This is a genomic window from Pseudomonas sp. BNK-45, assembly GCF_047456255.1.
Lineage (GTDB): Bacteria > Pseudomonadota > Gammaproteobacteria > Pseudomonadales > Pseudomonadaceae > Aquipseudomonas.
Genome location: NZ_CP179909.1, coordinates 1,174,188 through 1,186,827, shown reverse-complemented (window position 1 = coordinate 1,186,827; position 12,640 = coordinate 1,174,188). Strand labels below are relative to the sequence as shown.

General features: G+C 62.0%; 10 protein-coding genes. 2 read left to right on the top strand and 8 right to left on the bottom strand.

Translation table 11 applies throughout. The annotated features are described in order from the left end of the window. Positions 1-105 precede the first annotated feature (105 nt). Both ACMGG8_RS05450 and ACMGG8_RS05445 read left to right on the top strand, forming a co-directional pair. Positions 106-684, top strand: coding sequence for a DUF6436 domain-containing protein (locus ACMGG8_RS05450; protein ID WP_060844908.1), 579 nt, complete (start codon positions 106-108; stop codon positions 682-684). Between the two features lie 105 nt (positions 685-789). Next, entirely contained in the window at positions 790-3,198 is a 2,409-nt protein-coding gene (locus ACMGG8_RS05445) for a penicillin acylase family protein (protein ID WP_108545043.1), read from the top strand. Positions 3,199-3,385: 187 nt separating this feature from the next. Here the strand turns inward: ACMGG8_RS05445 and ACMGG8_RS05440 are convergent, their stop codons facing one another. From ACMGG8_RS05440 to ACMGG8_RS05405, 8 genes are all read right to left on the bottom strand, one after another. Next, on the bottom strand, positions 3,386-4,276 hold the full coding sequence (locus tag ACMGG8_RS05440; RefSeq protein WP_060841603.1) for an ABC transporter permease subunit: 891 nt from the start codon (positions 4,274-4,276) through the stop codon (positions 3,386-3,388). Further along, complete coding sequence (locus ACMGG8_RS05435) at positions 4,273-5,154, bottom strand: ABC transporter permease subunit (RefSeq protein WP_414159920.1); 882 nt, start codon at positions 5,152-5,154, stop codon at positions 4,273-4,275. The genes ACMGG8_RS05440 and ACMGG8_RS05435 overlap by 4 nt, the downstream gene beginning before the upstream one ends. Before the next feature lie 35 nt (positions 5,155-5,189). After that, positions 5,190-6,332, bottom strand: coding sequence for an ABC transporter ATP-binding protein (locus tag ACMGG8_RS05430; RefSeq protein ID WP_060841604.1), 1,143 nt, complete (start codon positions 6,330-6,332; stop codon positions 5,190-5,192). A 71-nt stretch (positions 6,333-6,403) separates the two neighbouring features. Then, entirely contained in the window at positions 6,404-7,498 is a 1,095-nt protein-coding gene (locus tag ACMGG8_RS05425; protein WP_414159275.1) for a polyamine ABC transporter substrate-binding protein, read from the bottom strand. Positions 7,499-7,687: 189 nt separating this feature from the next. Further along, complete coding sequence (locus ACMGG8_RS05420; protein ID WP_060841606.1) at positions 7,688-8,785, bottom strand: polyamine ABC transporter substrate-binding protein; 1,098 nt, start codon at positions 8,783-8,785, stop codon at positions 7,688-7,690. A gap of 183 nt (positions 8,786-8,968) precedes the next feature. Further along, positions 8,969-10,333, bottom strand: a complete 1,365-nt coding sequence (locus tag ACMGG8_RS05415; RefSeq protein WP_129405907.1) for an aspartate aminotransferase family protein — start codon at positions 10,331-10,333, stop codon at positions 8,969-8,971. Positions 10,334-10,389: 56 nt separating this feature from the next. Beyond that, a complete protein-coding gene (locus ACMGG8_RS05410; protein WP_060841608.1) occupies positions 10,390-11,748 on the bottom strand; it encodes a glutamine synthetase family protein in 1,359 nt (452 codons plus the stop codon). Between the two features lie 38 nt (positions 11,749-11,786). Next, complete coding sequence (locus ACMGG8_RS05405) at positions 11,787-12,569, bottom strand: gamma-glutamyl-gamma-aminobutyrate hydrolase family protein (protein ID WP_414159274.1); 783 nt, start codon at positions 12,567-12,569, stop codon at positions 11,787-11,789. Positions 12,570-12,640 lie beyond the last annotated feature (71 nt).

Here is a 12,640-nt window from a genome sequence, read left to right as displayed (position 1 = left end):
TTTCCAAAACGGAGGGCATTGAGACAAAACGGGCTTTCTGGGCCTGCGATATTCATCTGTCGCGACAAGCATGGCAAGCTACGCGACCTTCGAGGACCGATCTTAATGCGCCAGTCTTACCGCACGCCCCTGCTTGCCAGCCTGCTCGTCCTGATGTGCGCCGTTGTGCTGTGGAGCGCCTACGACTGGTTCCAGGGGCGCTATCTGCGGGCGTTCAGTGAACACACCGCGGTATTTTCCGGCGACCCGCTGCAACTGCCCGCCGAACTGGCCGGCCCTGGCGCCATTCGCCTGGTGCACTTCTGGGATCCGGCCTGCCCCTGCAACGTCGGCAATCAGCAGCACCTGGCCGAACTGATCGCCACCTACGGCTCGCAAGGCGTGGAGTTCTATTCGGTGCAGAAACCCGGCAGTCACGGCCAGTTGCCCGCGACCCTGAGCGCCCTGAAGCCCCTCGACCACCTGCCCGGCGCCGAACAGATCCCCGCCAGTCCGGCGGTGGCGATCTGGGATCGCAACGGCAAGCTGGCCTACTTCGGGCCCTACAGCGAAGGCCTGACCTGCAATTCCAGCAACAGCTTCATCGAACCCATCCTCCAGGCCTTGGCCAGCGATCGCCAGATCAATGCCACCCATACCCTGGCGGTAGGCTGCTATTGTCCCTGGCCGGCCAGTACCCACTAGGGCATTCGCGACTATTCAAGGACCTCCTCCTGCCCGAGGCCCAAGACTTGTGCTAAATCTCTGCAGCTCTCAAGGCGGCACTGACAACAACAGCAAGGAGCCCGCATGAAACGCAGCCTGACTCTGGTCGCCGTTCTGATCCTCGCCCTGCTGGCGGGTGCCGCCGGTTATCTGTACAGCAAGCAGCCGACGCGTCAGGGCCAGGTGGAAATCCGTGGCCTGCAGGGCTCGGTGACCGTGCGCTACGACGAGCGCGGGGTCCCGCACATCCGTGCGGAAAACGAAGCCGACCTGTATCGCGCCCTGGGTTACGTCCACGCCCAGGACCGGCTGTTCCAGATGGAAATGCTGCGCCGCCTGTCCCGGGGCGAGCTGGCAGAAGTCCTCGGCCCCAAGCTGCTGGACACCGACAAGCTGTTCCGCAGCCTGCGCATCCGCGAGCGCGCCGACAGCTACGTGGCCGGCCTCGACCGCCAGTCTCCGGCGTGGAAGGCCCTGGAAGCCTATCTGGACGGCATCAACCAGTATCAGGACAGCCACGCCAGCCCCATGGAGTTCGATGCCCTGGGCATCCACAAGCGGCCGTTCACCGCCGAGGACACGGTCAGCGTCGCCGGCTTCATGGCCTACAGCTTCGCCATGGCCTTTCGCACCGAACCGCTCTTGACCTACATCCGCGATCAGCTGGGCAACGATTACCTGAAAGTCTTCGACCTCGACTGGCAGCCCAAGGGCGTGCTGGCCAAGGGCAAGCCGCAACCGGCGCTGCCCCTGGCCGCGGTCGACTGGCAGGACCTGGGCCGGATCTCGCGCCTGAGCCAGGATGCCCTGAGCGACGCCGGACTGCCGCAATTCGAAGGCAGCAACGCCTGGGCCGTGGCCGGCACGCGGACCAAAAGCGGCCGCCCCCTGCTGGCCGGCGACCCGCACATCCGCTATTCCCTGCCGTCGGTGTGGTACGAGGCGCAGCTGTCGGCGCCGGGCTTCGAGCTCTATGGCCATCATCAGGCCCTGGTGCCCTTCGCCTTCCTGGGCCACAACCTGGATTTCGGCTGGAGCCTGACCATGTTCCAGAACGACGATCTCGACCTGATCGCCGAGAAGGTCAACCCGCAGAACGCCAATCAGGTCTGGTTTCGTGACCAGTGGGTCGACCTGATCAGCAGCGAGCAGCAGATTGCGGTCAAGGGCCAGGCCCCGGTCACCCTGACCCTGCGCCGCTCGCCCCACGGACCGATCATCAACGACATGCTCGGCACCACCGTGGGCAAGGCCCCGGTGGCCATGTGGTGGGGTTTCCTGGAAACCCCGAACCCGATCCTCGACGGTTTCTACCAGCTCAACCGCGCCGACACCCTGGCCAAGGTCCGCGCTGCGGCGGCCAAGGTCCATGCCCCCGGTCTCAACATCATCTGGGCCAACGCCAAGGGCGATATCGGCTGGTGGGCGGCGGCGCTGCTGCCCAAACGCCCGGCCGGGGCCAAGCCGGCGTTCATGCTCGACGGCAGCACGGCCATGGCCGACAAGGAAGGCTTTTATCCCTTCAGTGCCAACCCTCAGGAAGAGAATCCGGCCCGGGGCTACATTGTCTCGGCCAATTTCCAACCGGTTTCCCCTACCGGCATGGAGATTCCCGGCTACTACAACCTCGCCGACCGCGGCCAGCAACTGGATCGCCAGCTCAGCGACAAGAGCGTGAAATGGGACCTGGAAAACACCCAGAAGCTGCAGCTGGGCACGACCACCGCCTACGGGCCGCGCCTGCTGGCACCGCTGCTGCCCGTGCTGCGGGACGTGGTCGGCGACCCCGAGGAACTGAAGCTGGTGGAGCAACTGGCCAAGTGGCAGGGCGACTACCCGCTGGACTCCACCAGCGCCACCCTGTTCAACCAGTTCCTGTTCGAGCTGGCCAACGCCACCTTCCATGAAAAACTCGGTGACGCCTACTTCGACGCGCTGATCCAGGCCCGGGTGGTGGATGCCGCCCTGCCCCGGCTGGCGGCCGATCCCGACTCGCCCTGGTGGGACAACCGCACCACGCCACAGCGCGAAAGCCGGGCCGACACGGTCAGGGTGGCCTGGCGCGCCAGCATCGACCACCTGCGGCTGACCCTCGGCGCCAACCCGGCCCAGTGGCGCTGGGGCAGCGCCCACACCCTGACCCACGGCCATCCCCTGGGGATGCAGAAGCCTCTGGACCGGGTATTCAACGTCGGCCCCCTGGACGCTCCCGGCAGCCATGAGGTGCCGAACAACCTCACCGCCAAGATCGGACCGGCGCCCTGGTCGGTGGTCTACGGTCCCTCGACCCGACGCATCATCGACTTCGCCGACCCGGCCCACAGCCTGACCATCAACCCGGTGGGCCAGAGCGGCGTGCTGTTCGACAAGCACTACGACGACCAGGCCGAGGCCTACATCGAAGGCGTCTACCAACAGGCTCACTTCAGCGACGAGGAAGTCACCGCCAATACCCGCAGCACCCTGAAGCTGCTGCCGGCGCGCCGCCCCTGAGCACCCCGCCCCGTAGGAGCTGGCTTGCCAGCGAAGAGGCTTGCAAGCCTGGCGTGCATCTCGCGAACGCTTTCGCCGGCAAGCCGGCTCCTACGGCGAAACAGGCGGCATGAGGCAATAAAAAACCTCGCTCCCGGTTACGGGGCGAGGTTTTTTATTGCGAACCTGAGGTGTTGCGAACCTGAGGTCAGACCGCTTCCGGCGCTTGGGCTCGGCGCACGTCCGGCTGCTTCCACGAGTCGGCGGCGCTTTCTTCGATGGCCTGCTGGATCGCGCGCTTGCGGGATTCTTCGGCGCGACGGCTGAAGAACCAGACCAGGAAGGTCACCAGGGACACCGCCAGCAGGATCAGGCTGGCCACGGCGTTGATCTCCGGCTTGACCCCCAGGCGCACCGCCGAGAACACCTCCATCGGCAAGGTGGTGGAACCCGGGCCGGAAACGAAGCTGGCCAGCACCAGGTCATCCAGGGACAGGGCAAAGGACATCATGCCGCCAGCCGCCAGCGAGGGCGCGATCATCGGGATGGTGATCAGGAAGAACACCTTCCACGGCCGCGCGCCCAGGTCCATGGCCGCCTCTTCGATGGACAGGTCCAGCTCGCGCAGGCGAGCCGACACCACCACCGCCACATAGGCCGCGCAGAACGTGGTGTGGGCGATCCAGATGGTGACGATGCCGCGCTCCTGCGGCCAGCCCACAGCCTGGGCCATGGCCACGAACAGCAGCAACAGCGACAGACCGGTGATCACCTCGGGCATCACCAGCGGCGCGGTCACCAGGCCACCGAACAGGGTGCGCCCCTTGAAGTGGGTGATCCGGGTCAGCACGAACGCCGCCAGGGTGCCCAGGGCCACCGCCGCCACCGCGGTGTAGCAGGCGATCTCCAGGGAACGCACCACCGAGCCCATCAGCTGGGTGTTATCCAGCAGGCCGACGTACCAGTTGATCGACCAGCCGCCCCAAACGGTCACCAGTTTCGAGGCGTTGAACGAGTAGATCACCAGGATCAGCATCGGCAGGTAGATGAACAACAGGCCCAACACCAGCATCAGGCTGGAGAAACTGAAGCGCTTCATTCCTTGCCCTCCATTTCCTTGGCCTGACTGCGGTTGAACAGGATGATCGGCACAATCAGGATCGCCAGCATCACCACCGCCAGGGCGGACGCCACCGGCCAGTCACGGTTGTTGAAGAACTCTTGCCACAGCACCTTGCCGATCATCAGGGTTTCCGGGCCGCCCAGGAGTTCCGGAATCACGAACTCGCCCACCACCGGGATGAACACCAGCATGCAGCCGGCGATGATGCCGTTCTTGGACAGCGGCACGGTGATCTTCCAGAAGCTGTTGAAGGTACTCGAGCCCAGGTCGGCAGCGGCCTCCAGCAGGCTGGTGTCGTGCTTCACCAGGTTGGCGTACAGCGGCAGGATCATGAACGGCAGGTAGGAATAGACCACGCCGATGTACACCGCGATGTTGGTGTTGAGGATCTGCAGCGGCTCGTTGATCCAACCCATGGACAGCAGGAAGCCGTTGAGCAGGCCGTTGTTGCTGAGGATGCCCATCCAGGCATAGACGCGGATCAGGATCGCGGTCCAGGTCGGCATCATGATCAGCAGCACCAGCACGGTCTGCAGCTCTTTGCGGGCACTGGCGATGGCATAGGCCATCGGGTAGCCGATCAGCAGGCAGAGGATGGTGCTGAAGAACGCCATCTTCAGCGAGCCGAGGTAGGCGGCGATGTACAGCTCGTCGTCCCCCAGCATGGCGTAGTTGCCCAGGTTGAGCAGCACCTGCAGCTTCTGGTCGATGTAGCTGTAGATCTCGGTGTACGGCGGAATGGCCACGTCCGCTTCGGCGAAGCTGATCTTCAGGACGATGAAGAACGGCAGCATGAAGAACAGGAACAGCCAGATGAACGGAACCCCGATGACCATCTGACGGCCACCGGGAATTATTCGATTGAGTCGGCGCTTGAGCTTTCGCATGTTCATGAGCGCAGTACCACGCCGCTGTCGTCTTCCCACCAGACGTAGACCTGGTCACCCCAGGTCGGCCGCGCGCCACGGCGCTCGGCGTTGGCGACGAAGGATTGCACCAGCTTGCCGCTCGGCAGCTCGACGTAGAACACCGAATGCCCGCCCAGGTAGGCGATGTCATGCACCTTGCCGCTGGACCAGTTGTATTCGCAGGTCGGCATTTCGGCGGTGACCAGCAGCTTCTCCGGACGAATCGCGTAGGTCACCGACTTGTCCTGCACCGAGGTACTGATGCCGTGGCCGACGTAGATGTTGCGATCCAGGTCCTTGCAGGTGATCAGCGCGTGACCCTCGGCATCGTCCACCACTTCACCCTCGAAGATGTTGACGTTGCCGATGAATTCGCAGACCAGGCGGCTGACCGGGGTCTCGTAGATGTCGATCGGGCTGCCGATCTGAGCGATCCAGCCCAGGTGCATGATGGCGATGCGCTCGGCCATGGTCATGGCCTCTTCCTGGTCGTGGGTCACCATCACGCAGGTCACGCCGACGCGCTCGATGATTTCCACCAGCTCCAGCTGCATCTGCGAACGCAGTTTCTTGTCCAGGGCGCCCATGGGTTCGTCCAGCAAGAGCAGCTTGGGACGCTTGGCCAGGGAACGGGCCAGGGCCACGCGCTGGCGCTGGCCACCGGACAGCTGGTGCGGCTTGCGCTTGGCGTACTGGCTCATCTGCACCAGCTTGAGCATTTCTGCCACCCGTGCGTCGATTTCCGCCGGCGGGATCTTGTCCTGCTTGAGGCCGAAGGCGATGTTCTGGGCCACGGTCATGTGCGGGAACAACGCATAGGACTGGAACATCATGTTGATCGGCCGCTCGTAGGGCGGCATGTCGGTGATGTCCACGCCATCGAGGAAGATTCGCCCCTCCGTTGGCCGTTCGAAACCGGCCAGCATCCGCAGCAAGGTGGACTTGCCCGAACCCGAACCGCCGAGCAGGGCGAAGATCTCGCCCTTCTTGATTTCCAGGGACACATCGTCCACGGCAACCGTCTCGTCGAACTTCTTCGTGACCCGGTCGATTTTGACCAGCACCTGCTTAGGTGTCTGGTCGCCCTCGAGGGCTTTCTTATAGGCGCCGGAGGCAACTGCCATTTGCGAAACTCCCAACAAAATTTGCAGCCCGCCCCATGCGGGCGGACCTTGGATAGTTTGAGCCTGTGGAACTATTTACCCGTCTTGACCTTGGTCCAGCTGCGGGTCATCAAGCGTTGGATATTGGGTGGCAACTCGATGGACACGTAGGTCTTGTCGAGTACGGCTTGCGGTGGATAAACCGCTTCGTCGGTGCGAATGGACTGCTCCATCAGCTTGTCCGACCCGGGGTTGGGGTTGGCATAACCGACGTAGTCACTGACCTGGGCAATCACCTCAGGTTGCAGCAAATAGTTGATGAAGGCGTGAGCCTCCTTGATGTTGGTCGAGTCCTTGGGGATCGCCAGCATGTCGAACCACAGGGCACCGCCTTCCTTCGGAATGGCGTAGGCGATGTTCACGCCCTTGCCGGCGTCGGCGGCCCGGGCCTTGGCCTGGAACACATCGCCGGAAAAGCCGATGGCCACGCAGATATTGCCGTTGGCCAGGTCCGAGATGTACTTGGACGAATGGAAGTAGGTCACGTAGGGACGCACCGCCAGCAGCTTGGCCTCGGCCTTCTTGTAGTCCTGGGGGTTGGTGCTGTTGGCATCCAGGCCCAGGTAGTTGAGGACCGTGGGCAGCATTTCATCGGCGGAGTCGAGGAAGGCCACGCCGCAGCTGTTGAGCTTCTTGATGTTCTCCGGCTCGAACAGCACGCTCCAGGAGTCGATCTTGTCCACGCCCAGAACGGCCTTGACCTTGTCGACGTTGTAGCCGATGCCGTTGGTGCCCCACAGGTACGGCACTGCGTACTGGTTGCCCGGGTCGTTCATTTCCAGGCGCTTGAGCAGCGCCGGATCGAGATTCGAGTAGTTCGGCAGCAGGCTCTTGTCGAGCTTCTGGAACGCGCCGGCCTTGATCTGCTTGCCCAGGAAGTGGTTGGACGGCACCACCACGTCATAACCGGTACGACCGGCCAGCAACTTGCCTTCCAGGGTTTCGTTGGAATCGAAAACGTCATACACCGGCTTGATGCCCGTGGCCTTTTCAAACTCGGCCAGGGTGTTTTTCCCAATGTAGTCGGACCAGTTATAAATATGCACGGACGGTGCAGCCTGGACGCCAGCCACCAGCGTCAGGCTGGCGGCGACCAGCATGGCTTTGCGAAATAAAGAAATAGGCAAGTGGAGGTCCTCTTCAATAGTTGGGCCCAAGTTGCCCCGCGCTACCTGACAGCCTCCGAGCTGCCCAGCAACAAAACCGGCGCGCAACTTACCCTCGATAAACCAATCCAGCAAAACTTTCTGTCATTTAATTGTTTCCTGTTGCCGCCCTCGCCATGACGACGGCAACAGGTTGTGCTGCAAATCGGCTTATTTGCCGGATTTGATCTTGGTCCAGCTGCGGGTCAGGATGCGCTGGGTCGCGGCCGGCAGGTCGGCAATCGCGTACAGCTTGGCCTGGACTTCAGCTGGCGGGTAAACGCCCGGGTCGCTGGTGATGTCTTTATCGACCAGTGGGGTTGCAGCCGCGTTACCGTTGGGGAAACGCACGGCGTTGGTGATTTCGGCCATGACTTCAGGCTTTTGCAGGAAGGTCATGAACTTGTAGGCGCCTTCGACGTTTTCCGCGTCTTTAGGGATGGCGACCATGTCGTAGAAGCTGCCAGCACCTTCTTTCGGAATGTTGTAGCTGACCTTGACCTTGTCACCGGCTTCGGCAGCACGGGCCTTGGCCTGGTAGATATCGCCCGAGTAGCCCACGGCGACGCAGATGTTGCCGTTGGCCAGGTCGGAGATGTACTTGGAGGAGTGGAAGTAGGCGATCGAAGGACGGATCTTGAGGAACAGCGCTTCGGCTTCAGCCAGTTGTTTCTTGTCCTGGCTGTCGGTCGGGTAGCCCAGGTAGTGCAGCGCCACCGGAATCATCTCGGTTGGCGAATCGAGGAAGCTGACGCCGCAGGCCTTCAACTTCTCGGCATTTTCCGGCTTGAACAGCAGGTCCCAGGAGTTGGTCGGTGCGTCGGCACCCAACACCGCCTTGACCTTCTCGGCGTTGAAACCGATACCGATCGAGCCCCACATGTAAGGGAATGCGTGCTTGTTGCCCGGGTCGCTCACCGATACCGCCTTGAGCAGCGATTCGTTGAGGTTCTTCCAGTTCGGCAGCTTGGACTTGTCCAGCTCCTGATAGACGCCGGCCTTGATCTGCTTGGCCAGGAAGTTGTTGGAAGGCACTACCACGTCGTAGCCGGATTTGCCGGCGAGCAACTTGGCTTCCAGGGTTTCGTTGCTGTCGAACACGTCGTAGACCACTTTGATGCCCGACTCGGCTTCAAACTTCTTGATGGTGTCCGGAGCGATATAGTCGGACCAGTTGTAAACGTGCAGCACTTTATCGTCCGCCTGTGCTGCCGCCGCCATCACGCCCATCAGGGACATGGCGAGGAGGGTCTTGCCAGCTAACTTCATACCTAATGCCTTCATGCGTAATGCTCCAATTATTCTTTTTAACCACTCGTTCAGCGGCCAATATCCGGGCAACCAAAACGGCGGGTAGTCTGGCAAGATCCAAGGCCGGCTTTCAAGGAAAGACCGGCCTTTATGCCTGCTTCGAACAGGGCGCCCGCAAGCACCGCGATCAAAGCCTAGCACTCAGCCCTGCAGGGCACTCAAGGTCAGGTCCAGGCACTTGCGCGCCTTGGCTACCAGCTCGTCGATCTCCGCTTCGCTGATCACCAGCGGCGGGGCAATGATCATGGTGTCGCCCACGGCACGCATGATCAGACCGTTGTCGAAACAGAACTGCCGACAGATCATGCCCACGCCCCGGCCCTGATAGCGCGCCCGGGTGGCCTTGTCCTTGACCAGCTCGATCGCCCCCAGCAGACCCACCCCGCGAACCTCGCCCACCAACGGATGGTCGTTCAGCTCACGCAGACGTTTCTGCAAATAAGGTGCCGTTTTTTCATGGACGCGCTGGATAATTTTTTCCTCGCGCATGATGCGGATGTTCTCCAGAGCCACGGCAGCGGCTACCGGATGCCCGGAATAGGTGAAACCGTGGTTGAAGTCGCCGCCCTCGTTGAGCACCGCCACCACTTCGTCACGCACGATCAGGCCACCCATGGGGATGTAGCCGGAAGTCAGTCCCTTGGCGATGGTCATCATGTCGGGCTTGAGGTCGTAGAAATCGCTACCGAACCACTCACCGGTACGACCAAAGCCACAAATCACCTCGTCGGCGACAAACAGGATGTCGTACTTGGCGAGAATCTCCTTGATCCGCGGCCAGTAGCTGTCTGGCGGCACGATCACGCCACCGGCGCCCTGGATCGGCTCGGCGATAAAGGCACCGACGTTGTCCACGCCCAGTTCCAGGATCTTTGCTTCGAGTTGATTGGCCGCCCAGATGCCGAACTCGTCGGGGCTCATGTCGCCGCCCTCGCCGAACCAGTAGGGTTGCGGGATATGGACGATGCCCGGGATCGGCAAGTCGCCCTGTTCGTGCATGTAGGTCATGCCGCCGAGGCTGGCGCCGGCCACGGTGGAGCCGTGGTAGCCATTGACCCGGCTGATGATGGTTTTCTTGTTCGGCTGGCCCTTGATCGCCCAGTAATGGCGGACCATGCGCAGCATGGTGTCGTTGCCTTCGGAACCGGAACCGGTGAAGAACACATGATTCATGCCTTGCGGCGCGATCTCGGCAATCACCTTGGACAACTCCAGCACCGGTGGATGCGCGGTCTGGAAGAACAGGTTGTAGTACGGCAGTTCGCGCATTTGCTGGCTGGCGGCCTCGGCCAGCTCATCACGGCCATAGCCGATGGCGACGCACCATAGACCGGCCATGCCGTCGAGAATCTGATTGCCTTCACTGTCCCAGAGATACACGCCTTTGGCGTGGGTGATGATCCGAGGCCCCTTTTCTTTCAATTGCTTGAAATCACTGAAGGGCGCCAGGTGGTGATCACTGCTGAGGGTTTGCCACTCGCGGGTTTGCGGGTTTTTTTGAGTCATCAATCTCTCCTAAGTGTCAGTGAAGGCGCCACTGGCGGGCAGTGGCGCCCGGCGAATCAGACGGCGAACAACAGGAATTCCCGCTCCCACGAACTGATCACGCGCTTGAAGTTTTCATGTTCGGCCCGCTTCACCGCGACGTAGCCGGTGATGAACTTCTGGCCCAGGTACTTCTCGATGGTCTTGCTGTTTTCCATGCGTTCCAGGGCGTCCTCGATGGTCAGCGGCAGACGCAGGTTGCGGCGTTCATAGCCGCGCCCGACCACCGGCGCACTCGGGTTGTGGCCCTCGACCATGCCGATGTAGCCACACAACAGACTGGCGGCGATCGCCAGGTAGGGGTTGGCGTCGGCACCCGGCAGGCGGTTTTCCACCCGACGGTTCTGCGGACCGGCATCCGGCACCCGCAGGCCCACGGTGCGGTTCTCCTCGCCCCACTCGACGTTCACCGGTGCCGAAGTGTCCGGCAGGAAGCGGCGGAACGAGTTGACGTTGGGAGCGAACAGCGGCAGCAGCTCGGGGATGAACTTCTGCAAGCCGCCGATGTGGTTGAGGAACAGCTGGCTCATGGTCCCGTCCTCGTTGGAGAAGACGTTCTTGCCAGTGTTGATGTCGATGATGCTCTGGTGCAGGTGCATGGCACTGCCGGGCTCGCCGGTCATGGGCTTGGCCATGAAGGTGGCGGCCACATCGTGCTTGAGCGCGGCTTCGCGCATGGTGCGCTTGAACACCAGGATCTGGTCGGCCAGGGACAGGGCATCGCCGTGACGGAAGTTGATTTCCATCTGCGCCGTGCCGTCCTCGTGGATCAGCGTATCCAGGTCCAGCTCCTGCAGTTCGCACCAGTCGTAGACGTCCTCGAACAGCGGATCGAATTCGTTGGCCGCTTCGATGGAGAACGACTGGCGACCGGTTTCCGGGCGGCCGGAACGGCCGATCGGCGGCTGCAGCGGGTAGTCGGGGTCGTCACTGCGCTTGGTCAGGTAGAACTCCATCTCCGGCGCCACGATGGGCTGCCAGCCATGGTCGGCGTAGAGCTTGAGGACTTTCTTCAGGACGTTGCGCGGCGACAGCTCGATGGGATTGCCCTGCTTGTCGTAGGTGTCATGGATCACCTGGGCCGTAGGCTCGATGGCCCAGGGCACCAGGTACACCGCGTTATGGTCCGGACGGCAGACCATGTCGATATCCGCCGGGTCCAGCAGCTCGTAGTAGATGTCGTCTTCGACATAGTCGCCGGTCACGGTCTGCAACAGCACGCTCTCGGGCAGGCGCATGCCTTTTTCGGCAATGAACTTGTTGGTCGGCGAGATCTTGCCCCGGGTGATACCGGTCAGGTCGCCGATCATGCATTCGACTTCTGTGATCTTGTGGTCTTTCAACCAATCGGTGAGCTGGTCGAGGTTGTTACTCATAAATGCCTCTAGGCTGAGTTTCCTGACTCTCTATTAAGTCAGGCGTTGTGTGACGCTTCGGCGTCGCGTTGTTTTGCCCGCTGGCGGCAGGCATCACCAAAAGCCTGGAAAATGGCCAGGTAGTGAGGGTTGCAGCTTACCTGCCATTCGGGGTGCCATTGCACCCCCAACGCAAAAGCCTTGCTTGCTTCGACCGAAACGGCCTCGACCAGGCCGTCGACAGCCAGCGCCTCGATCCGCAGCCCCGGCGCCAGACGTTCAACGCCTTGAGCATGAATCGAGTTGACCTGGATCGTCTGCGGCAGGCCCAGTCCCGCCAGGACACCACCGGCCTGGACATGCACGTCATGGGCCGGTGCGTACCAGGCATCCAGGGGCTGGTCGGCCTCTTCATCATGGCGGTGGTCCATGAACGGCGGCACTTCATGCACGTTCTGGTGGAGGCTGCCGCCCAGGGCGACGTTCATTTCCTGAAACCCGCGGCAGATGCCCAGCACGGGAACGCCCGCGGCAACGGCAGCGTCCAGCAGGGGCAGGGTCGCTGCATCCCGTGCAGAATCATGAGCAGTGCCGGGCGCGCTGGCGGGCCCCTGGTAATGGAAAGGTTCGATATTGGAGGGAGAGCCGGTAAAGAGGATGCCGTCCAGACCGTCCAGAATATCGGACGGGGAAAGCAGCTGCGCCAGGGATGGAAGAATCACCGGCACGCCCTGGGCTGCGCTGGCTACTGCCTGGACATACTCGTCGCCACTGATGTGATAAGCATGCAGACCGATCTGCCTGGAGCAGGCGGTGATGCCGATTAACGGCAGGCGAGACATGAAACACCCCGGTATTATTGCTGTTATGGGTTTGATTCGAGCTTAGCCTTGTTCATTTTTTTACACAACAC